This window comes from Nocardioides sp. zg-1228 (genome assembly GCF_017086465.1).
Classification (GTDB): Bacteria; Actinomycetota; Actinomycetes; order Propionibacteriales; family Nocardioidaceae; genus Nocardioides.
In genome coordinates this window covers 2,958,101-2,978,538 of the sequence record NZ_CP070961.1, presented here as the reverse complement: position 1 = coordinate 2,978,538, position 20,438 = coordinate 2,958,101, and the positions used below count along the sequence as shown (strand labels likewise).

The following is a 20,438-nucleotide window of genomic DNA, read 5'->3' as shown; positions in this document are numbered from 1 at the left end:
GAGCGGCGTGCTCACCTTGCTCCATCGAACCGCAACCGAAGGAGCCACGCCATGACCATCATCGCCGCCGTACCCACCGCCACTGTCACCACCACTGGACCCGCCGAGGCCGTCGCCGCGGTGCCCAAGATGGCCGGTTACCTCACGCTGGCTGCGGCCGCTGAGCGGACCGGCCGCACGCCCTGGGCCGTTCGCGAGCTCGTTGAGGGCGGCCAGCTCGCCGTGGCCGCCTTCAACGGCCGCCCCTACGTCGAGGGACAGGCGCTTGATCGGGTCAGCGGCGGGGTGTCGCGGCTCAACGGGAAGCGCGTAGGGCCGTAGGCTGCCTCGCACGAGGATGCTCAGCCCACGGGGAGTCGGCTGACGTCCGCAGACCGGGGGAACTCATGCCGACCAACTCGTTTCGCCTGTTCGTTGTCAGCCTGCACGACGACCGCATCGGCGACAGGCAGCCATTCCGTGCCGCGCAAGAGCGGCCGACCAAGGAGGAGATCCCTGAGGATGAGCGCAAGGGGCGTACGAAGTACAAGATGGTGACCCCGGACAAGGTCGACTATCTGCAGGTCGCCATGGACGAGGTCAACGATCACCCCCAGGACAAGGCGTTCGTCTTCGGGAAGAAGACCTCGGACGAGGGCGACGATCTCGAGGACGGTTCCGAGGCCGCCACCGTCGTGGGGCACGCGCTGCGTTGGACTCAGGCGACCGGCATGTCGACCCTCAGGTTGTGGTTTGAAGCAGGGCCGACCAGTGAGGACGGGGTTGTGGTCGACCTGAGCGGCGAGACCAGTGACCTTGAGCTGAAGGGCCGCGCAACCCTTCATCCCTACCGTGCGGTTCTCGTCGCGCCAGACGACGACGACGCACGCTTCGCCCTCTTGGCGGTCGAGAAGCGTGGGCGTAGTTGCCCGAAGGACCAGGTCATCCGCGCCCTGCACGAGACAGGAGGGAGCGCGTGGCGGCTGCGGGTGATCGCCGGGGCGGCCGAGCGTGCGTCCGTGCTGGAGTACATCGATCGTTCCGGTGTTCGCGCGGTCACCTTCACAGAGTTCGGGTACAAGAAGGACGGCCAGAAGGCTCCTCCGACGCTCAAGAAGCTTCGGGTCGCCGAGATCGACGACGGCTTCGTCGAGGAGATCAAGGACACCGTCCGCGAGTGGGTCATGTCGACTTGGAGTGGTGGCGGGGCGGCTGCAGCCGGCAACTTGAAGTCAGTCATCATCACCGAAGAGGTAGACATCGCGTTCAACGACGTCACTGTCGAATTCGATGATGACCAGCTGCAGCGCTCCTACAAGCCCACCTCAGACTTCGATCAGTTCAGCTACTGGCTGGGCAAGGACGTGGTAGCCGATACCGCATTCTTCAGCAAGGCCGAGAAGGCCGCTGCCGATCTCTTGCCGGAGCTGCCTGGCGTGATCGACGATGGCGAGTAGGCTGACGCTCTAGCGGAGGGGTGGACCAGAATGCTCGATCGGTTCGATGTACGCACGGTGATGCAAGACCACTCCCGCTCGATGACCAACTACAACACTGGCCGTGTTGACGTCGCGGCCAAGGTCGTCCTGTGGGGTCTGCCGATCCTTGTCGGCGTACTCGCGGTCTACAACGACTACCGACTCGAGAACCCCACGGCCTTCGTGCCCGCCACTAGCCTGTTGGCCGGCATTCTGTTCGGTGCCGTCGGGCAGTTGATCTCAATCCGCGCACGGATCGCCGACTCGGTTACCTTGTCGCAAAACACGCGACTCAGGTCTCACTTCCGCGAATCCGTCAGCGGGATGCTGCTTGCTGCCCTCTCCGCGATGATCGTCTCGCTCTTGTTGGGGGCCCTCATCCTGATGCCAGCGACCTCGGCCGCTCATCCTGTGGCGTGGCCGCGCGCCGGGATCGCGGTGACGGCGATCGTTGCGACCATGGGGACGTACATGGTGCTGCTGTTCATCATCAGCACTCGTCGTCTCTACGCCAGCTACCTCGAGGCCTTCGAGAACGGTCGTGCCCTACCAAAGCGCTCTGCTATGCCCCCCGTCGTGTCGACTACCGACGTGCCGGCAGCGGTGGAGCAGCCCAAGCGAGCCCGCGCGGCTGGGTGACAGGCCCTAAATCCTCCCACTCCGGCGCACGGCGTCAGCTCGCTTCACGAGCTCCATGTGGTCGCGTCGGAACCATCGCCGACCATGGTGTAGTTCGTTGGGTAGTTTGCCGGCGTGAACGCGGTAGTCCACGCCCGATCGCCCTAGGCCGAGCACCGCGGCCGCCTCGTCGGAGTTGAGCCACTCGTGCTCCTGGTCCGGCGGCTGGGGCACCTTCCGCGGCTTCGGCAAAGGCGGGGCCTTAGGCAACCTGGGGGCTGCCCGACGGTCGCGAAGCGCTTCGACCTCGGTGCGGCTCAGGGACGGCCGGCGGCCCTGGCGAGGGGTGAGGTCGCCCCGCCGCACCATCTTCGGGATGGCCGAGACGTGCACCCCGAGGATCTGCGCGGCCTCGCGCCCGGTGATCCACTCCGACATGGGCGGCACGCTAGCGCGGAACGCACCGACGGTGGACCTGTGGATAACCCCTGCCGACGTGTCGGAGGTTGCCTGTACGGTCCGCCTCATGAGCGACCACACAGCCCCCAGCGGCAAGCCCCCGAACCTCTCCATAAGCCTCGACGTCGACGGCTCCCTCACATGGGCTGAGCTCTTCTGGTTCGTCGACCAGGCCCGCAAGGCCGGCGTGGACCCGTCCGACGACGTGATGTTCCGCTACGACGACCACCAGGAGTTCGCAGGCTTCGAGTGCTTCATCTTTCCTGAGGGCCTCGCCAGCTCATGAGGTCCCAGCAGCTCGAAGCCCGAGTGCTGCACCTTGTGGAGCAGGTACTTGCTGGGAGTCGGGTTGAAGACGACCGCGTCGAGTGCAAAGGGGTTTGGCCAACGGACCACAGAAAGGCCGCACGCCAGATTGCAGGTCTTGCGAACGCGGCTGCGGGTGAGGCGATCCTCTGGATCGTGGGTCTAGATGAAGACTCGTCCCGCCTCGTCGAATCGGGCTCCGTGGAACCGTCGTCATGGTGGGGCCAGGTGTTCAAGGTTTTCGCCGGAGTTGCCCCGGAGCCCCGTTGGTTGCACGTCCCCGTAGCGGAGCACGGCTCGGTGACCGCCGTGCTGTTCGACACCTCGCGCGCGCCGTATGTGGTCACTACCGACGGCCGCGGCGGAGTTCATCGCGAGATCCCTTGGAGGACTTCAGGCTCAACGCGGAGCGCGCACCGGAGCGAGATCCTGCGAGCTGTCGTCGGAGAGGCACAGGTGCCCCAGATCGAGCCGATCTCGGGGCACTGCAGGATCACGCACGAAGCGCTCAAACACGACGGATCGATGAAGGCGGAGCTCAGTATCAACCTGAAGGTCGAGGCGTACGTCGAAGCGAGTCAGTCCGTCACGTTGCCCGAACATCGTTGGGACCTCCGTGTCCGGGTTGGAGGCCACAAACTCCCGTTAGAAGGGGAGATCCAGGGCCCGCGGGAGTACCTAGGCCGCGGCGAAGGATTTCTAGAACGGATCTCCGGTGGTCGGTACGGCCCTATCGGGTCAATCGTTGCGATCCCGGGCTCAGGCCTCACGGTCGCTGGATCTGAGCGTATAACTATGCAGCTCCACTCGCGTTTCATGTGCGACGACCCTGACCTTCTAGCGACAATCCAGCGTGCGCAGCGGCTTCATGTGGAGGCCGACTTCCCGATTGCGTTGTCTGGCCGCGGCGCCAGGTTCAGCCAGTCGTTGCGCCGAGCAAGCCGCAGTGCGATGGACGGCGGTCGTCCTCTTGACGTCGACATTCGGATAGGCGAGTTCACGCACGACGGAACCGAGCACCCAGAGACCTACTACGGCACGTATCGGAGCAACGTGGCTGGGTACCAGAAGCCGGAGCCAGGGGAGGACCCTCGCGCGCTTCTCGATAAGTAACCTTGACGGTTCACACGGGCGCCAAGCGGCGCTGCTGCTGGGTGGCGGTGCATCGACGGCCACTAGGGCGGCCCGGATCGTCTTGGCCACCCCAGACGGTTCAGGCTGGGCAGTGGGGGAGATGTGGGTGAGTCACGAATGCTGGCGCCCGTCTAGGGTCGGGCTATGCCGTCGTCTGGGCCGACGTGGCGGCGTCGTGGATCAGCCCAGCGCCCTTGATGAGGTCGCGCTCGAGGTCGGACCTACCGCACAGCTCGACAAAGTCGCACGAGATGAGGCCGGCGCTCACCGCGATCAGCTTGTCGATGCCAGCACTGAAGTCGCCGTTCACGCGCGCGGTGCAGTCCTTGACGGCCTCCTTCTGCAGAGCCATCAGCCTGTCGAGGAACTGTCGGAACTGCGCTGACTCGTCGATGACCGCCGACTCCAGCTCGGACGCGATCGCGTCGGCGCGCTCCATGGTCGACTGGCAGGCGGTCGACTCGACCGGCGTGGGGTCCGCTGTCGGCTCAGCACTCGCTGACTCCTGGCTGGCGGCGTTGGGGGCGCTCGAGCTGCAGCCGACTAGGAGCACCGAGGCAGCGAGGAATCCGATGCCCCGCATGATCCCCGTCATGACTCCGAGCACAGGCGGCGAAACTGCTTCCGATGGCGGATCGTCGACGCGAAACGGCTGAGTTCGGCGGGGCCGCCTTGCCTTCGCGTCGACCTCAGCGGAACCGGATGACGCGGGAGGTCGATCCAGTGCGGTCGCTGTTGCCAGTCGTGACGGCACGCACGGCGGTCCGGCGCCCCGAGTACCGGGCCTTCACTACGACCTTGCCCGAGTCGTTGGTCATCGTGGAGTCGAGCGTGCGCCAAGAGCCGTTCCGCTTCGCCTGCAGCTTCACGTCCGCGTAGGTGGTGCCGAAGTAGCCAGCAGGGCGCTCGTCCTGGGAGGTAATGACGAAGCGCACGACCTGCCCCTTTGCCGGCCGCCTCGGCTTCGCCTTCAATCGCGTGCGCGTCTGGGGCAGGCGGAACGTGACGGTCGACTGCATCGCGGAGATCGGTACGTATGTGTAATCCGGGCCTCTCATCTCGCCCGAGCCTCGTAGCGTGTAGGTGCCGGGCAGGTTGGGTGAGTCGCACAAAAGGATTGAGCCGACGCCGGTGCGCGACTCTCCGTAGATGTACGCGCTGGAGGTGACGTTGCCGTCGGGTCCGACGAGCTCGACGTCCATGTTCCAGTAGGGGCCGTAGCCAGCTGGCAGGGCAGCTGAGTACGTGAAGTCGTGGGTGGCGCAGGAGTCGTAGAGGACCCCGCCTGCCATCGTTAGGGTCACCTCGTTGGCGGCGTGAGCTGGCGTCGCGGCGGCCAAGGGTGCAAGCAAGACAGCGAGAGCGGAACCGAGAACTGTGTAGCGCATGCGCCAACGCTACGTTGGGCGGCCCACGACGCAACCCAAGATCAGCAGGACCAACGCCGTGCGCTCCCATACGGGGCGCTCGATCCACCCTGTGAAGCTTCTTTTCTCGGCCATGTCCGGACCCTAGACCTCGCGAGACGGCGCCGGTGGCTTCCGCTGGCCTTTCCGACCGTCCATTCGCGCCTGAGTAGTCCGTGCACCTGCGGTCAGGGTGCCGTCGGGTCGCGGTAGGTCATAGCGGGTTCCTCCTTCGGGTTGGGATGCTGGGTGAGTTGTTCGTGAGGTCTCGGAGGAGATCGCGAGGGTCGGGTTCGTCCGGTCGGCGGCCGTCCGGTTCAAGCCCATGGGCCAGGCGGGCGGTCACGATCGCTTCGTGCTGCTCGCGCCAGCCGTAGAGCCGACGCGCCGCGAACCACGCGCGCCGAGCCACGCGGGCGCCCGGATCGAGGAGCGTGAGTGGCATGACGTCGCCGGCACCATCGATGCGGGTGCGGCGCCTAGCCACGACCGGCCGCCTTCACCCGGTGCGGCCGCCAACGCGCTTCCGCTGCTCGCCGGGCCCTGGCCTCGGTGAGCGATGGGAGGGTCTCGCCGGTCTCGTCGGGCAGCGCCAGTTGGGAGAGAAGTCGCCCCAGCACGACCTGTTGCTGCCGGAGCTCGACCAGCGCAGGATGGGGGACTGCTGCACGGATAGGTGACATCTGATCTGTGGTGCCGAGGGGTGCCGCTGGAAGGATGTGCGCTGTGCCGAAGCCGTACCCCAAAGAGTTCCGCGACGACGTCGTCCGCGTCGCCAGGAACCGTGAGCCGGGTGTCCACCTCAAGCAGATCGCAGCCGACTTCGGCATCAGCGAGTCGTGCTTGGCGAATTGGATGAAGACCGCCGACGTCGAGGACGGGGTCAAGTCGGGCGCTACTGCAGCGCAGTCGACAACCGAGCGGGAGCTGCGCAAGCGGGTCCGGCTGCTCGAGCAGGAGAACGAGGTCCTGCGTCGCGCTGCTGCCTATCTCTCTCAGGCCAACCTTCCGGGAAAATGATGTACCCGCTCGTCCGCGAGCTGGCCGCCAAGGACGCCCCCATCAGGGTTCCTGTGACGGTGACGTGCCGGGTCCTCAAGATCGCTCGCCAGCCCTACTACCGCTGGCTGAACGCACCGGTCACTGATGCCGAGCTTGTCGAGGCCTACCGCGCGACGCACTGTTCGACGCCCACCGTGACGACCCCGAGTTCGGCTACCGCTTCCTGGTCGACGAGGCACGCGACGCTGGCGAGTCGATGGCCGAGCGGACAGCGTGGCGGATCTGCTCACAACTTGGCTGGTGGTCAGCTTTCGGGAGGCCCAAGCGGGGCAAGGCGAAGAAGCCCGGCTCGCCGGTCCACGACGACCTGTGCGCCGTCGTCGACAAGCACGGCGTGATCCGCCACGAGTTCAAGGCTAATGCTCCGAACGAGTTGTGGCTCTCCGACATTACGGAGCACCGCACGAGCGAAGGCAAGCTCTACGTCTGCGCGGTCAAGGACGTCTACTCCAACCGGATCGTGGGCTACTCGATCGACTCCCGGATGAAGTCGCGGCTGGCAGTGGCGGCACTGAACAACGCCGTCGCAAGACGTGGCGTGGTCGCCGGTTGCGTGGTCCACACGGATAGAGGATCGCAATTTCGAAGCAGGAGATTCGTCCGCGCCCTCAACCGTCACGACATGGTCGGATCCATGGGCCGCGTCGGCGCAGCGCGCGACAACGCCGCCATGGAGAGCTTCTTCGCGCTGTTGCAGAAGAACGTCCTGAACCGCCGTACCTGGACCACCCGTGAGGAACTCCGGATCGCGATCGTGACCTGGATCGAACGGACCTACCACCGACGCCGGCGGCAGGCAGGCCTCGGACGATTGACCCCTATCGAGTTCGAGACCATCATGACCACGCCAGCCACTCAGACTGCGTGACCCAACCTGTCACCCGATCGTGCAGCAGTCCCGAACTCGTACCAGATCGCCTGACTCGAGCACGCAATCCGCGGACCGCGACCGCTCAGATGCCTACTTGCTGACGAATGAGTGCGGCCGTGATGTCGGCGAGGACCTCTGAGGGCACGCCGCGCAGCAGGCGGCCCGCCTTTCGAAGTGCGCCGGCGTCGTCCTCGTCGCCCACTCGTTCCGCGGCTTGAGCAAGCAGGTCCACCAAGGCGTCCGCACTTGACTCCTCGTCCGGCCACAGGCCTGTCTTGCGCCGCCCACGCTCGGTCAGGCCGGTGACCCAAATGGTGGGGTCGCCGGCCAGCGGCGCCGAACCTTGCGTCTCGATATACCCAGCCTGCTCCAAGCCAATGAGGGCCCGCACCAGCTCCCGCTCGCTCAAGCCCGCGGCCTCTTGGAACTCTTCGAGCTGGGTGTCGGCGTCCTCCGGCGAGTCGCTCTCCAGAATGCGCGCCGCAGCTAGCAGGGCTGGGAAATCCCGATCGTTCCAGCGGTCCGGCAGCAGCTCATGGGTCATGTGCCGACGGTAGCTGTTGATGCTGCAAGCGTGGCTGGCCGCAACGTGACAACCGCCAACTGCCCTAATGGCGGTGACACGCCGACCGAGGGGGCCGCCGATCTGGGCACGGCCCTCATCGCGTACGCCGACGCGCGAGCGCACCGGATGCAGACCGAAGGAGATAGATAGTTCCGCCCGCCAGGCGGCACTCCCGGGCGGGCCCACGACCGTGCTGCGTCTAGCGCGCCTTGTGGGCCATCCGGAGTACCGCGTCCTGGCGTCGCTTCGTTGTCGGGATCTTCGACAGCGCCGTCATCCGGCCACTCTCGGCCGACCGCACCACGTACCTGGCGGCCCCAGGGCGCGCCGAACTGATGGCCTTCGCGACCCAACGGCCCGACTTTGACTTCGCCATGGTGACCCCCTCGTGGATCTAGTGTGCTCCCTTTGCCGGGCTTTGCAAGGGAGGCTACGACTCGCCACCGACAGGGCGCATGAGACCGAGCCAGAACAGGATTGCGGCTTGGACTGTTGCTAGCGCGCCCAGGCCGGTGGAGAGGACATCCTCGTTCGGGTTCCATGCGACCAGGACTCCGGCGCACCAAAGAGAGACGGCGGAACAGAAACTGGCGAGGCGGGGAGCCATGAGAACCCGCGAGACCAGCTGGTGCTCGCTGCTGCGGGCGAGCAGCGCCATGAAGAGTGCAGGGAAGCTGAAGACGAGGCCGGCCAGCGTGCCGCTGCCACCGTCCTGGCTCAATCGGTCGCTGAGCGGTGCGGCTGCAAAACTCGCTCCGACAAGCAGTGCGATGCCAAGCAGCACCCCGAGCGTCACCTGGTTAAGCAGTCCCGCAGTGGTGGGAGCGAACCGCACCTGCGCTTGTGCTTGCCACCAAAGGTGCTCGAACCTCCCGTTGATGTGAGAGGTCGAGTCGCTGGGAGCTGCCTCGCTCTCGCGAACAACCTGCTCGGACGCCGAATCCCAGATGGCCGCCCGGAGTCGGCTGATCGTCAGGTTCGCTGGAGCGTGCAACTCGAGGTGCCATGAAGCGGCGCCCGCGGAACCTCGCGCATCGACGATGAGCGTCGTCCGCCCTACCCACGGGTCGATACGCTCAGATGACGTCGAAACCCGGTCATCGTCGTAACTCACCTTCACGACTGTTCGCTCACCAACCCAGGCGCGCGGAATCTCGACGACGAGCAAGAAGCCTTCGGCAAGACTCTTGGCCAACGCCGCGACAGCCTCGGCCTCATCTGCGGCGTTCGGGTCAGCGTCATGATTGAACGCATCACTTGCCAGTAGCTCGTCCAGTTCGGCTTGGACGTGTTCAGCCGACTCAGCGAAGACGATTGTCCGCACCAGTTCCCGAACCCGGGCGGAGGCGGGAGCGCCGCCCAGCGTGCTTAGGCCGGCAAGCATCAGTTCCGCCGCCAGGTTTCCGTTGCGCTCGGTTTCCCACACAACGAGCGACTCGTCCGCCGGCCCTGTCACATCCAGACGTTTGATCGGTCGCTTGTGTAGCGTCGTCAGCGGAAGCGCCACCCGCTCGCCGGTGATTGCGATCGCCCACTCTTGCGGTGGCGTCAAGTCCCAGCTGATGCGCCGACGCGTCTCGCCAGTGGGCTGGAAAGCCAACGACTCGACCCGCCGGTGAATCCAGACCTGGGGGAGAAGCAGGGCTCGGAGCGCCCGTGCGCCCACCGTGAGCCCATCATCGAGCGGCACCGCATCCGCCAGTCCTCGGCTTTCGGCTGAATCGCCTCGGTCAACGTGCCGGCACACGCGTCCCCCAGTGATCGACTCAAACCAGGCGTGCACCATCGTCCCCCTTCTTGCGCCGCCGCTGCGGGCAGCAGTGTCTCAGTAACGCCCCGTTACCGGGGGGAACGTGCGGCTTACTGAGGAGACGTGCGGCAGTGGTTTATCGAGTTGCGGTCAACATCCGCGAGTTCAGTCCTGCTGCTGGCTGCGAGGCCGACTAGGGGCACCGAGCACTAGCGCCCGTCGCCTCCGGACCGGCGCGTGTTCCTCGTTGGTGGGCAGCCGCCGAAGTCCCGTCTCTCGCTCCGCCACGTTGATCGGCGGGGGGTCTTGGTGACTTGCAGCAAGTCATTCGCTGGTCGGCGCGGGTTCGAGCATTCGGCGATCTGCCCGAGGCCGATGAGGCGTGGCCCAGCTCGACGACGGAGCAGACACGCCCGCGACGAGCAGCAGCCGCGCTGGCCCCGGTCTACGACGATGACGGCTACGACACTGACCTCTTGGGGGCCAGCGCGTAGACGTTCGCCCGTCGCCTGCGAAGGCTGACCCACGCCGGCAACACCGAGTCCCCGACGCGGTCACGCGTCGGGGGCCTCCGTCGTTCTCGGTGAGGCACTGGCGTTTACCAGGTGACGCCTGCGTGGTCGGAGAGTGTCAGGGGGACCCGCAGCCGTCGGGTCCTCTCGGTGAGCGCCCTAGATAGGTCTGGAGAGCGAGGCACTTACGGGGTCGTGGACCAAGGCGCCTACCGAAGACGAAACGGCTTCGATGTCGTTGCCTCAGTGAACTTCGCAGCGTCGCGCGGTACCAGAACTCGATACAGCGTGTCAGTTGCGCTCACCGACCTCGGAAGCCGCCATACGATTTTTCCTGCGCTGTTCGTGGGGCCGCCGGTACGTGTAGTGCGCCACCGACCGTCGACGCGCTTCTGTAGTTTCGCCCACCAGTTGGCCCGCGGAAGTTCGTTGCGGGTCAACGTAGCGACGACCTTGGTTCCGTTCGATCGCGTCCGAGCGGTGCGCACTTCCACGTCGGCCGTCGCGCGCCGGGCGTAATCGAAGGTCACTGGGATTGGAGTGGTCCGATAGGCGTCGACCGGGAACCCCATCTCGTCCACTCCGCTGTAGACAGTGAGCCAGGCGTCGTACGTGCCGAGTGGGTAGTCGGCACGGCATACGTCGTTCGACGATGCAGAGATCGTCGTTGGGCCGACACTACCGTCGAAACTCGTCGCGATCTCTGTGTCCTCAATCCACACTTCACGGGTCGCATCGGCGATCGAAACCTTGACGTGGAACTCGACGGTGGGAACGTCGACCTCCCACATGATCCTCCCGCACTTCTCGTTACCCAACAGATGCAAGTCGGTCACGCGCAACGCGTACTCGGTTGGGGTGGAGGAGGTTACTCCAGCGAGAGCAGCCTCTACTGGAACAGGTGCAGCGGCGAGTACAAGTGCAAGAGCAGTGGACTGTAAGACCGAGGAGAATATAGGCACCGCGGGAGTCTCCCAGAAGGCCAAGGTGGCGTCTGGCGTTTGAACTACGCAGAGCGAACTATGAGGTCCCATGCAACCCCGGGCTCGGACGCAGTCGCGGGCCGCCGCTGCAACTACCGCCAGATGCAACTACGACCACGACTCGGAAGCGGGGAGAGTGAACTGCCGCCAACGACTCCATCATCGACGAGTCGAACCTGTCACGGCGCCTGGCGTCAGCGTCTGTACTGGACCCGCTCCGCTCAGATGATCGCCTTCCGGGGACAGCCAGAACTGCCCGTTGGCGGCGTCGTAGACGTACGGCCCGGTGCAGGTGATGAGAGCGATCCGGTTGGGCCCGTTGGGTCGAACAGCCTTAGCGGCAGTGGGTGGCGGGGGTGCTTGGTGACCTTCGAGACGGCGTACGTGGCGACCTTCCGCGCCAGGTGACCTGAATCTGTGCGCCTTCGGGAGCGTCTCCGCCTTGTGCAGCGGGGACGTGTGGGGGTTTAACGATCGCCCGTCAACATCCGCAAGTTCCTGCTGCGCGCCCACCGGCTCTCCGACCTCGTGGCGCTCGCCAGCCTCACCCCGCAGGCCGCCCGCTTCCTCGAGGCGTCGGTGCGTGCGGGGATGAACATCCTCGTCGCCGGCGGCACCCAGGCCGGCAAGACGACCATGCTCAACTGCCTGGCCGCCGCGGTGCCCGGCGGCGAGCGGGTCTCAGCGCGGAGGAGGTCTTCGAGCTGCGCTTCAGCCACCCCGACTGGGTCGCGATGCAGACCCGGCAGGCGGGGCTCGAGCAGACGGGCGAGATCGTGCTGCGCGACCTGGTCAAGGAGGCGCTGCGGATGCGCCCGAGCCGGATCCTGGTCGGCGAGGTGCGCGCGGCCGAGTGCCTCGACCTGCTCCTCGCGCTCAACTCGGGGTTGCCCGGCATGTGCACCCTCCACGCCAACAGCGCCCGTGAGGCGTTGGTCAAGATGTGCACCCTGCCGCTGCTCGCGGGCGACAACATCTCGGCCCGCTTCGTGGTGCCGACGGTGGCGAGCAGCGTCGACATCGTGGTGCACCTCGGCCTGGGCGCCGACGGCGTACGCCGGGTCAACGAGGTCGTGTCGGTGCCGGGGCGGGTGGAGGCCGACATCATCGAGGTCGAGCCGATCTTCGTGCGGCACGGCGGCGAGCTGCGCCGCACCGGCGGAGTGCCGGCCCGGGTCGAGCGCTACGAACGGGTGGGCATCGACGTCCACCAGGTGCTCGCGTCCGAGGAGGTCGGTCGCTGATGGGCGCGCTCGTCGGGCTGGGGGTGGGCGTCGGCCTGCTCCTGATCTGGTCGGCGTTCGTCCTGCCGCGGCGGCCGAGGTCCGGGGCGCCGACCTCGACGGCGCTCGGCCGGCTCCTTGGTCGTGCCGGGCTCTCCGACGTCACCCCGGCGAGCGTCCTGACGCTCTGTGCGGTGCTCCTCGCGGTCGCCTTCGCGCTCGTGCAGGCCGTCTCGCGCACCCCACCGGTCGCGTTCACCTTCGCCCTCATGGCCGCCTACCTGCCCATCGCCGTCCTCCGCCAGCGCGCGACCCGGCGGCTGCGCGAGTTCGCCGAGGTGTGGCCCGAGGCCGTCGACAACCTCGCCAGCGCCGTGCGGGCCGGCCTCTCCCTGCCCGATGCCGTCGCCGCCCTCGGCACCAACGGGCCGGAGGCGCTGCGCGCCGACTTCTCCCGGTTCGCCCTCGACTACCAGGTCACCGGGCGGTTCCTCGAGTGCCTCGACCGCCTCAAGGACAGGCTCGCCGACCCCGTCGGCGACCGGGTGGTCGAGGGCCTGCGGCTTGCCCGCGAGGTCGGCGGCGGAGACCTCGGCCGCCTCCTGCGCAACCTCTCGGGGTTCCTGCGCGACGACGCGCGCACCCGCTCCGAGCTCGAGTCGCGGCAGGCCTGGACCGTCAACGGCGCCCGGCTGGCCGTGTCCGCGCCGTGGATCGTGCTGCTCCTGATGTCGTTCCAGACGACCGCCATCCGGCAGTACGCCTCACCCGGCGGCGTGCTGGTGCTCGGCATCGGCTTCGGCGTGTGCGTGCTCGCCTACGCCGCGATGATGCGGATCGGCCGGCTGCCCATCGAGAAGCGGATCCTGTCGTGAGCACCGCGGTGTGGGGCGCGTTCCTCGGCGGCACCGCCGGGGCCGGGCTGTTGCTCGTCCTGACGCGGGTCGCGGTGCTGCGGCGCCCGCTGCTCTCGGTGCGGGTGCTGCCCTACCTGCGCGACGTGCCACGCCTCGACGAGACCGCCGTCCTGCGGCCCGTGGTGTCGACGCCGACCTCGGCGGCCGCGCGGATCTTCGGGCCATCACTGCGCCGGGCGGCCGACGTGGTCGAGCGGGTGCTCGGCGGGAGCGCGTCGGTGCGCCGTCGGCTCCAGCGCGCCGGGCTCGACCGGACCGTCCAGGACTTCCGCACCGAGCAGGTCGTGTGGGGCCTCGTCGGCTTCGCGGCCGCCGCTGCGGTCGTCCTGCTGCGCGCGCTCGGCGGGGTGGGCGGCGTCGCGTCCGGCCTGGTCTTCTGCCTGCTCGGCTTCGCGGGCGGCGTCTTCCTGCGCGACAACCGGCTCAGCACGCAGGTGAAGGAGCGCGAGCGCCAGATCCTCGTCGAGTTCCCCACGGTCGCCGAGCTGCTGGCCCTGTCCGTGGCGGCCGGGGAGAGTCCCGTGGCGGCGCTCGACCGGGTCGTGCGCCGCAGCAACGGTGCCCTGTCTGACGACCTTGCCCAGGTGCTCGCCCGGATCCGCACCGGCGAGCCCGTCGGCGCCGCGTTCGAGTCGTTCGCGCGCTCCACCGGCCTGCCCATCGTGGCCCGGTTCGCGACGGGCATCACCGTGGCGATGGAGCGTGGCACCCCGCTGGCCGACGTGCTGCACGCCCAGGCCGCCGACGTACGCGAGGCGGGCCGGCGCCTGCTCATCGAGACGGCGGCGCGCAAGGAGATCGCGATGATGGCTCCGGTCGTGTTCTTCGTGCTGCCGGTGACCATCCTGTTCGCCTTCTACCCGGGCGTGCTCGGCCTGCGCCTCACCACCCCCTGATGCCTCCAACGAAAGGACACGCCATGTCTCCACCCCTCTCGAGACCCCTGCTCCACCTCCACCTCGTGCACCTCGACCTCGCAGGCCGCCGCCGCGACGACCGGGGCGACGTGCCGGGGTGGGTGATGGTCACGCTGATGACCGCCATCGTCGTGGCAGCGCTCACGCCCTTCGTCAGCGACGAGCTGCGCTCCCTGCTGTCGCGGGCGTTCTCGATGGTCAGCGGCTAGGCCGGACGTGCTCCGCGGCACCCGCCCCGGCGAGCGAGGGGCAGCGGTCGTCGACTTCGTCCTCGTCCTGCTGGTCCTGCTGCCGCTGGTCATCGGCATCCTCCAGCTCGCGCTGGTGCTGCACGTCCGCAACACCCTCGCCTCGGCCGCGGCCGAGGGCGCCCGGCACGCCGCGGTCGCCGGGTCGTCCGCACTGGCCGGCCAGGCGAAGGTGCACGAGCTCGTGGACGGCGCGCTCTCGCGCGACTTCGTCCACACCGTCACCGTCCGACCCGCCCTCGTCGGGGGCGCGCCCGGCTACGTGGCCGTCGTCGAGGCCGACGTCGGCCTGCTGGGGCTCGGTCACACCGGGGTCCCGATCCGCGTCACGGGCCATGCCGTGGCGGAGGTGCCGACCCCGTGAGCCTGCCAGTGGTCCGGCGCCGCGACGAGCAGGGCTCGGCGCTGGTCGAGGTCAGCTGGCTGGCGATCATCCTGCTGGTGCCCCTGGTGTGGATCGTGATCTCGGTCTTCGAGGTCCAGCAGGGTGCGTTCGCCACCAGCGCCGCCGCGCGTGCGGCCGGTCGGGCCTACGCACTCGCTCCCGACGACGCGACCGGTGAGCGCCGAGCCGAGGCCGTGGTCAGCCAGGTCCTCGCCGACCAGGGCGCGCCGGGCCAGCGCGCCCGGGTGACGGTCACGTGCGACGCGCCGGCGGGCGACTGCCACGTCGGCACCTCGGTCATCACCGTGCGCGTCGCCTCGGGTGTCCGGCTGCCGTTCTTCCCCGCGATCCTCGGCAGGGGGTCGGCGAGCTTCTCCCTCGACGCGACGCACACCATCCCGATCGGCCAGTACGTCGAGTCCGGGCCGGACGAGCCCGATGGGTGAGCGCGACGAGCAGGGCCAGGTCACCCTGCTGATCATCGGCTTCGCGAGCATCCTGCTCATGGCGATCGTGGTGGTCATCGACGCGTCGGCCGCCTACCTCCAGCGCCAGGGCCTCGACAACCTCGCCGACGGCGCCGCCCTCTACGGCGCCGACCTCGGCTCGGCCGGCATCTACGAGCAGGGCCTCGACGGCGAGCGGCTCACCCAGCAGGAGGCCGCGGTCGAGGCCGGGGTCCGCGACTACCTCGCCCGCGCCGGCGCAGGCGCGAAGTACCCCGGCATCCGGGTCGGCGTACGCGTCGACCCCGTCGGGCGCTCGGTGACCGTCCGCCTCAGCGCGCCGCTCGACCTCCCGCTGACGATCCCGGGATCGCCGGCCAGCCCGCTCGTCGGCGCGAGCAGCACCGCTGCCGTGACCGTGGTGCCGGGCGGGTGACGGCAGGCTCGCGCACTCGGTCGGCGCAGGTCAGGAGCCCGGTCCCTGCAGGTAGGCGAGCACGGCCATCACGCGACGGTTGTGGTCGTCGTCGGGCGGCAGGTCGAGCTTCATGAGGATGTTGCCGACGTGCTTCACCACGGCGAACTCGCTGACGAAGAGGCGCGAGGCGATGGCCTGGTTGGAGAGCCCCTCGGCGAGGAGGGCGAGGACCTCGCGCTCCCGCGGGGTCAGGCGGGTCAGCGGATGGGTGGTGGTCCGGAGCAGCTGGGTGACGACCAACGGGTCCAGCGCGGTGCCGCCCGCGTGCACGCGGTGGATGGTCGCGAGGAACTCGGCCACCTGGGTGACCCGATCCTTCAGCAGGTAGCCGAAGCCCGCACCCGACGCGGAGTCGAGCAGGTCGGTGACATAGCTGCGCTCGACGTACTGGCTCAGCACGATCACCGGCAGGTCGGGACGACGTTCGCGGAGCCGGGTGGCGGCGCGCAGGCCGTCCGCCCCGAGGTGCGGCGGCATGCGTACGTCGGTGATCAGGATGTCGGGCCGGTGCCGCTCGGCCGACGCGGTGAGCGCGTCCGCGTCGGCGACGGTGTCGACGACGTCGAGCTCACCCATGCTCAGGATCGCCTTGAGCCCTTCGCGGAGCAGGGCGTTGTCCTCGGCGAGCACGACGCGCAGGGTCATGGCCGGTCCCCGATCGGTGCGGTGATCCTCGCGCGGGTCGGACCGCCGCCGGGGGAGTGGAGCTCGAGGCGGGCGTCGATGGCCGCCAGCCTGTCGCTGACCCCGGTGAGTCCCGCGCCGGTCGGGTCGGCGCCCCCGCGGCCGTCGTCGGAGACGGTGATCACCACGCTGCCGTCCTGCCTGACGACGCTGATCCCGACGCGGCCGGCGTCGGCGTGCTTCGTGACGTTGCTGAGGAGCTCGGCGGTGGCGAAGTAGAGGGACGCCTCGAGGTGCGGGGGCAGGCGCCCGCCGAGCCTGTCGTCGATGGTGACGGGCATGGGTGCCCCGCTCGCGAGCTCTCCCAGGGCAGCGGTCAGGCCGTGGTCGTCGAGCACCTGGGGATGGATGCCGCGCACGAAGCGGCGCAGGGTCTCGAGCACCGACAGGGACTCGCGTTGCGCCTGCGCCACGAGGGGCCGGGCGGAGTCGTCCTCGGGGATGACGGCCAGGGCGAGGCCCAGGGTCATGGACACGCGCAGCAGCTCGGGCTGCACGCCGTCGTGGAGGTCGCGCTCGATGCGTCGGCGCTCGAGGTCGAAGGCATCGAGGATCCGGGCCCGGGACGTGGTCGCGGCGGCGAGGTCCTGCTCCAGCCGCTCCTCGCGGCCGAGGAGCACGGCGTGCGCCAGGCGGGAGTCGAGCGCCGCGAGCCGCGGCGCACCCACCAGGAGTGCGGTCAGGCAGCCGAGACCGATGAGGGCGACGACGATCGCCGGGCCCTGGTCGTCGATCCGCCAGGGGCCGAAGTCGACCCGGTCACCGCGCGAGACCAGCAACGGCGCGAGCGCCGCCACCGCGGAGACGAGGGTGACGACGAGGACGAGTGCCGTGACCGCGGACCTGACGGTGAGCGTGGTGGCGAGCCAGGCGAGGGACGGACCGTCCAGCCAACCCCTCGGTCGAGCCGGCGCCCTCGTCCGGAGACGACGCCGCGACCGTGCGGCCAGGGGACGGGCCGTGGCGAGGGCCAGCAGGCCGGAGAGCACCAGTGCGGCCAGCAGGAGGGACGCGCCGGCGATGCGATCCGGGCCGAGGAAGGCCTGCTGCGCCCCGAGGACGCCGGGGATGAGGCCCAGCGTCATGACGAACCACACCGCCAGGACCTCCAGCGCGCTCGCGGCGAGACGCAGCACGGCGAGCACGGCACCTGGTCGACCGGGCATGGCGGCCATCCTAGGAGGAACAGGACGCCCGGACGGTATGGCTGGCCCTACCCTCGACGCGGCAGCTGGCGCCAGTGAGCACGGACCGGATCCGCGGTGGACTGGAGCCATGAACACCTCAGACGTCCTCACGATCCGCGACGTGAGCCGTCGCTTCGGCACACGTGACAACGTCGTGCACGCGCTGCGGGGTGTCTCACTCGCCTGCGCCCCGGGCACGTGGACCACGGTCATGGGGCCGTCGGGATCGGGCAAGTCCACGCTCCTGCAGTGTGCGGCGGGACTCGACCGCCCCACCGAGGGACAGGTGGCCCTCGCCGGGCACGACCTGTCGGCGCTGGACGACGACGAGCTGACCCAGCTGCGGCGTACGACGATCGGGTTCATCTTCCAGGGCTTCAACCTCATCCCCGCGCTCACGGCCGAGCAGAACGTCACGCTGCCGATGCGCCTCGCCGGGCGCCGGGTGGACACGGCTGCCGTCCGCCGCGTGCTCGCCGACCTGGGGCTCGGCGAACGTGCCACCCACCGTCCGCGGGAGCTCTCCGGCGGCCAGCAGCAACGGGTGGCGATCGCGCGCGCGGTCATCACCCGGCCGGCCGTGCTGTTCGCCGACGAGCCGACCGGAGCACTCGACACCGCCTCGGCCGCCACCGTCCTCGACCTCGTGCGCGCCCTGGTCGACAGGCACGACCAGACGGTCCTGATGGTCACCCACGATCCGACGGTGGCCGCCCGTTCGGACCGCGTGGTGTTCATGCGCGACGGACTGGTGGTCGACCAGGCGAGCGGTGAGACGTCGGCGCAGATCGCGGCCCGTCTCGGCGGGCTGGAGCAGGTGCGATGATCGTCCTCACAGTGCGGGTGCTCCGCGACCGCTGGCACCTCCTGCTGGGCACCTTCTGCGCCATCGCGATCGGCGTCGCGCTCGTCCATGCCGGGCTGGGCATCGCCAGCACCGTCGCGTCCGCGTCGCCACCGGCCGGCCTGTCCGCCGCGGAGCAGGCCGCCTACGAGGCGCGGCTCAGCGGCGCCAACACGCTCAACGGCCTGGCGAGCATCCTCGGCGTCTTCCTGACGATCTTCGTGGTGCGCTCCACCGTCGACTTCGCGATCACCGAACGACGACGAGAGCTCGCGCTGCTGCGGCTCGCCGGGCTCAAGCGGCGCCAGCTCCGGCTGCTGCTCCTCGGGGAGGCCGCCCTGCTCGGGGCGGCGGGTGCCCTGGCGGGGGCGGTCCTCGGCGTGGTCGTCGCTGCGGTCCAGGTCAGGATCTTCGTGGGCATGGGGGTCCTGCCCGACGACGTGCACGTGGAGTGGAGCACCGCCCACCTGGTCGCCGACGCGGCGGTCGGCATCGGAGTCGCGGTCGCGGGTGCGCGCGCGGCGAGCAGACGGGCCACCCGGATCACGCCGCTCGAGGCGCTGCAACGTCGCGGCGCCGAGGGCTCGGCGATGACGCGGTCCCGCTGGATCTGGGGCACGCTCGGCGCCCTCGTCACCCTCGCCCAGATGGCCGCGGCGGTGGCCGTGGGGGGCATCCTCGGCCCCCTCCTGCTCGCGCTGGGGATCATCATCACCGGCTCGATCGCCATGAGTCAGCTCAGCCCGCTGCTGGTCCCGCTCCTCGCCTGGGCCATCGGCCCGGCGGTCCGTGACCCGCTCGGCCGGCTCGCCCTCGCGAAGATCCGTGGCGACGCCCGCCGTGCCGCCCAGGTCGCCGCGCCCCTGATCGTCCTCGTCGGGCTCGTCGTGGGCCTCCAGGGCCTGCTCGACACCCAGACGAAGGCCGGCGAGCTCGAGATCACCACGCTCACCCGCGCGGACCTCCTCGTGCGCACCCACGGCGACCCGTCGCGGCGGGTCGCGGCCGTGGACGGCGTCGCCAGCGCCGACACGGAGGTCCAGGTCCCGGCGCGGGTCGAGATCACCCGGGGTGACGCCGTCCGCGCGCTCCGGGGGACGGTCCTGGCCGTCGAGCCCTCCCGGTTCGGCGTCGTCCATCCCCACCCTCCGCGCAGCGGCAGCACCGCTGCGCTCGATGCCGGTCACATCGTCTTCGGGCCGGGTGTGGAGGATGCCCGGATCGCCGGCCGCATCCGACGCATCACGCTCACCGTGGGCGGCCGGACCCGGGTCCTGCGGGAGGCCGCCCGCACGGGCGAGGGCCTGGCGGCCGCCGACTGCTGCTACGTCGCGCGACAGGCGGTCCCGGACCGGATCCTCGCCGGCTCGCCCTCGACCGTGCTCGTGACCCTCGAGCGCGGAGCTGCCCCCGACGAGGTCCGCAGCGCCATCGAGGCGCTCGCCCTGGGCGAGGTGACCAGCCAGGAGGAGGAGGTCGCGGAGCTCACGGCGGCGAAGGCCGACGACAACCGGGCGGTGATGACGGCCCTCGTCGGTGTGGGCAGCGTCTATGCGCTCATCAGCCTGTTGAGCACCCTCGCGATCGCCATCACCCAGCGTCGCTCCGAGCTCGCCGTGGACCGCCTCGCCGGCATCACCCGCCGGCAGGTCGTCCGGGTGGTCCTCACCGAGACGGCGGCCATCCTGCTCATCGGCCTCGTCCTCGGGACCGTGGTCTCCGTCGCCGCCCTGGTCGGGCTGTGGGTCGGGACGTGGCGCCACCTCGGGTCGCCGGCCGTCGCCGTTCCCTGGCAGCTGCTCGGCGGCGTGAGCGTCACCGTCGCCCTGCTGGCCGCGGGGACGGCGACGGTGGCCGCACTCGTCGCGACCAGGCGCCCTCCCGTCCATGACATCGCCACCCAGGAGTGACCCAGGAGTGACCCAGGAGTGACCCAGGAGTGACCCAGGAGTGACCCGGGAGCCGCACCAGGGCCGCCACCGCTGT

The 20,438-nt window shown here is 69.2% G+C and carries 21 protein-coding genes and 1 pseudogene; 15 read left to right on the top strand and 7 right to left on the bottom strand.

Features of this window, described 5'->3' with window-relative positions; all coding sequences use genetic code 11:
* Positions 1-51: 51 nt before the first annotated feature.
* The 5 genes from JX575_RS14320 to JX575_RS14300 all read left to right on the top strand — a co-directional run bounded on the left by JX575_RS14320 (position 52) and on the right by JX575_RS14300 (position 3,953).
* Complete coding sequence (locus tag JX575_RS14320; RefSeq protein ID WP_186340640.1) at positions 52-321, top strand: hypothetical protein; 270 nt, start codon at positions 52-54, stop codon at positions 319-321.
* 65 nt (positions 322-386) lie between these two features.
* Positions 387-1,436, top strand: coding sequence for a hypothetical protein (locus tag JX575_RS14315; protein WP_186340641.1), 1,050 nt, complete (start codon positions 387-389; stop codon positions 1,434-1,436).
* A gap of 30 nt (positions 1,437-1,466) precedes the next feature.
* On the top strand, positions 1,467-2,096 hold the full coding sequence (locus JX575_RS14310; protein ID WP_186340642.1) for a hypothetical protein: 630 nt from the start codon (positions 1,467-1,469) through the stop codon (positions 2,094-2,096).
* Positions 2,097-2,601: 505 nt separating this feature from the next.
* Positions 2,602-2,820: a hypothetical protein gene (locus JX575_RS14305; RefSeq protein WP_186340643.1), complete on the top strand. Its 219-nt coding sequence runs from the start codon at positions 2,602-2,604 to the stop codon at positions 2,818-2,820.
* Complete coding sequence (locus JX575_RS14300; protein ID WP_186340644.1) at positions 2,817-3,953, top strand: hypothetical protein; 1,137 nt, start codon at positions 2,817-2,819, stop codon at positions 3,951-3,953. The genes JX575_RS14305 and JX575_RS14300 overlap by 4 nt, the downstream gene beginning before the upstream one ends.
* Positions 3,954-4,116: 163 nt before the next feature.
* Here JX575_RS14300 and JX575_RS14295 read toward each other — a convergent pair whose 3' ends face one another.
* Complete coding sequence (locus JX575_RS14295; RefSeq protein WP_186340645.1) at positions 4,117-4,413, bottom strand: hypothetical protein; 297 nt, start codon at positions 4,411-4,413, stop codon at positions 4,117-4,119.
* Between the two features lie 250 nt (positions 4,414-4,663).
* Positions 4,664-5,362 (bottom strand): hypothetical protein, encoded by a 699-nt coding sequence (locus tag JX575_RS14290; RefSeq protein ID WP_186340646.1) that lies wholly within the window; start codon positions 5,360-5,362, stop codon positions 4,664-4,666.
* A gap of 744 nt (positions 5,363-6,106) precedes the next feature.
* Between JX575_RS14290 and JX575_RS14285 the strand changes: the two are divergent.
* Positions 6,107-7,310, top strand: a pseudogene (locus JX575_RS14285) (IS3 family transposase).
* 85 nt (positions 7,311-7,395) lie between these two features.
* Here the strand turns inward: JX575_RS14285 and JX575_RS14280 are convergent.
* From JX575_RS14280 to JX575_RS14270, 3 genes are all read right to left on the bottom strand, one after another.
* Complete coding sequence (locus tag JX575_RS14280; protein ID WP_186340647.1) at positions 7,396-7,857, bottom strand: hypothetical protein; 462 nt, start codon at positions 7,855-7,857, stop codon at positions 7,396-7,398.
* 451 nt (positions 7,858-8,308) lie between these two features.
* Positions 8,309-9,664, bottom strand: a complete 1,356-nt coding sequence (locus JX575_RS14275) for a hypothetical protein (RefSeq protein ID WP_186340648.1) — start codon at positions 9,662-9,664, stop codon at positions 8,309-8,311.
* 685 nt (positions 9,665-10,349) lie between these two features.
* Positions 10,350-10,976 (bottom strand): hypothetical protein, encoded by a 627-nt coding sequence (locus JX575_RS14270; RefSeq protein ID WP_186340649.1) that lies wholly within the window; start codon positions 10,974-10,976, stop codon positions 10,350-10,352.
* A gap of 881 nt (positions 10,977-11,857) precedes the next feature.
* Here JX575_RS14270 and JX575_RS14260 point away from each other — a divergent pair.
* The 7 genes from JX575_RS14260 to JX575_RS14230 are packed head-to-tail and all read left to right on the top strand — an operon-like array spanning position 11,858 to position 15,695.
* On the top strand, positions 11,858-12,367 hold the full coding sequence (locus JX575_RS14260) for an ATPase, T2SS/T4P/T4SS family (protein ID WP_241005172.1): 510 nt from the start codon (positions 11,858-11,860) through the stop codon (positions 12,365-12,367).
* Positions 12,367-13,221 (top strand): type II secretion system F family protein, encoded by an 855-nt coding sequence (locus JX575_RS14255; RefSeq protein WP_186340650.1) that lies wholly within the window; start codon positions 12,367-12,369, stop codon positions 13,219-13,221. Before JX575_RS14260 ends, JX575_RS14255 begins: the two co-directional genes overlap by 1 nt.
* Complete coding sequence (locus JX575_RS14250) at positions 13,218-14,159, top strand: type II secretion system F family protein (protein ID WP_186340651.1); 942 nt, start codon at positions 13,218-13,220, stop codon at positions 14,157-14,159. The genes JX575_RS14255 and JX575_RS14250 overlap by 4 nt, the downstream gene beginning before the upstream one ends.
* 23 nt (positions 14,160-14,182) lie before the next feature.
* A complete protein-coding gene (locus JX575_RS14245; protein WP_186340652.1) occupies positions 14,183-14,389 on the top strand; it encodes a hypothetical protein in 207 nt (68 codons plus the stop codon).
* A gap of 7 nt (positions 14,390-14,396) precedes the next feature.
* On the top strand, positions 14,397-14,792 hold the full coding sequence (locus JX575_RS14240) for a TadE/TadG family type IV pilus assembly protein (RefSeq protein WP_186340653.1): 396 nt from the start codon (positions 14,397-14,399) through the stop codon (positions 14,790-14,792).
* On the top strand, positions 14,789-15,259 hold the full coding sequence (locus JX575_RS14235; protein ID WP_186340654.1) for a hypothetical protein: 471 nt from the start codon (positions 14,789-14,791) through the stop codon (positions 15,257-15,259). Before JX575_RS14240 ends, JX575_RS14235 begins: the two co-directional genes overlap by 4 nt.
* Positions 15,252-15,695: a Tad domain-containing protein gene (locus tag JX575_RS14230; RefSeq protein WP_186340655.1), complete on the top strand. Its 444-nt coding sequence runs from the start codon at positions 15,252-15,254 to the stop codon at positions 15,693-15,695. The genes JX575_RS14235 and JX575_RS14230 overlap by 8 nt, the downstream gene beginning before the upstream one ends.
* Before the next feature lie 30 nt (positions 15,696-15,725).
* Here the strand turns inward: JX575_RS14230 and JX575_RS14225 are convergent, their stop codons facing one another.
* Positions 15,726-16,376 carry a response regulator transcription factor gene (locus tag JX575_RS14225; RefSeq protein ID WP_206054650.1) on the bottom strand — a complete coding sequence of 217 codons (651 nt, stop codon included), beginning with the start codon at positions 16,374-16,376 and terminating at the stop codon, positions 15,726-15,728.
* 2 nt (positions 16,377-16,378) lie between these two features.
* The gene (locus JX575_RS14220; protein WP_186340657.1) at positions 16,379-17,587 is read right to left on the bottom strand and encodes a histidine kinase; all 1,209 of its coding nucleotides are present in this window, start codon (positions 17,585-17,587) and stop codon (positions 16,379-16,381) included.
* Between the two features lie 109 nt (positions 17,588-17,696).
* On the opposite strand from JX575_RS14220, the gene JX575_RS14215 reads away from it, so the two are divergent.
* Both JX575_RS14215 and JX575_RS14210 read left to right on the top strand, forming a co-directional pair.
* Positions 17,697-18,434 (top strand): ABC transporter ATP-binding protein, encoded by a 738-nt coding sequence (locus JX575_RS14215; protein ID WP_186340658.1) that lies wholly within the window; start codon positions 17,697-17,699, stop codon positions 18,432-18,434.
* Positions 18,431-20,362 (top strand): FtsX-like permease family protein, encoded by a 1,932-nt coding sequence (locus tag JX575_RS14210; protein ID WP_186340659.1) that lies wholly within the window; start codon positions 18,431-18,433, stop codon positions 20,360-20,362. Before JX575_RS14215 ends, JX575_RS14210 begins: the two co-directional genes overlap by 4 nt.
* The last annotated feature ends 76 nt before the right edge of the window (positions 20,363-20,438 follow it).

What these genes read in the sequence shown, in the direction of transcription:
- JX575_RS14320 (WP_186340640.1), top strand. Translation starts at nt 52, where the DNA reads ATGACCATCATCGCCGCCGTACCCACCGCCACTGTCACCACCACTGGA.
- JX575_RS14315 (WP_186340641.1), top strand. Translation starts at nt 387, where the DNA reads ATGCCGACCAACTCGTTTCGCCTGTTCGTTGTCAGCCTGCACGACGAC.
- JX575_RS14310 (WP_186340642.1), top strand. Translation starts at nt 1,467, where the DNA reads ATGCTCGATCGGTTCGATGTACGCACGGTGATGCAAGACCACTCCCGC.
- JX575_RS14305 (WP_186340643.1), top strand. Translation starts at nt 2,602, where the DNA reads ATGAGCGACCACACAGCCCCCAGCGGCAAGCCCCCGAACCTCTCCATA.
- JX575_RS14300 (WP_186340644.1), top strand. Translation starts at nt 2,817, where the DNA reads ATGAGGTCCCAGCAGCTCGAAGCCCGAGTGCTGCACCTTGTGGAGCAG.
- JX575_RS14295 (WP_186340645.1), bottom strand. Translation starts at nt 4,413, where the DNA reads ATGGAGCGCGCCGACGCGATCGCGTCCGAGCTGGAGTCGGCGGTCATC.
- JX575_RS14290 (WP_186340646.1), bottom strand. Translation starts at nt 5,362, where the DNA reads ATGCGCTACACAGTTCTCGGTTCCGCTCTCGCTGTCTTGCTTGCACCC.
- JX575_RS14280 (WP_186340647.1), bottom strand. Translation starts at nt 7,857, where the DNA reads ATGACCCATGAGCTGCTGCCGGACCGCTGGAACGATCGGGATTTCCCA.
- JX575_RS14275 (WP_186340648.1), bottom strand. Translation starts at nt 9,664, where the DNA reads ATGGTGCACGCCTGGTTTGAGTCGATCACTGGGGGACGCGTGTGCCGG.
- JX575_RS14260 (WP_241005172.1), top strand. Translation starts at nt 11,858, where the DNA reads ATGCAGACCCGGCAGGCGGGGCTCGAGCAGACGGGCGAGATCGTGCTG.
- JX575_RS14255 (WP_186340650.1), top strand. Translation starts at nt 12,367, where the DNA reads ATGGGCGCGCTCGTCGGGCTGGGGGTGGGCGTCGGCCTGCTCCTGATC.
- JX575_RS14245 (WP_186340652.1), top strand. Translation starts at nt 14,183, where the DNA reads ATGTCTCCACCCCTCTCGAGACCCCTGCTCCACCTCCACCTCGTGCAC.
- JX575_RS14230 (WP_186340655.1), top strand. Translation starts at nt 15,252, where the DNA reads ATGGGTGAGCGCGACGAGCAGGGCCAGGTCACCCTGCTGATCATCGGC.
- JX575_RS14220 (WP_186340657.1), bottom strand. Translation starts at nt 17,587, where the DNA reads ATGCCCGGTCGACCAGGTGCCGTGCTCGCCGTGCTGCGTCTCGCCGCG.
- JX575_RS14215 (WP_186340658.1), top strand. Translation starts at nt 17,697, where the DNA reads ATGAACACCTCAGACGTCCTCACGATCCGCGACGTGAGCCGTCGCTTC.
- JX575_RS14210 (WP_186340659.1), top strand. Translation starts at nt 18,431, where the DNA reads ATGATCGTCCTCACAGTGCGGGTGCTCCGCGACCGCTGGCACCTCCTG.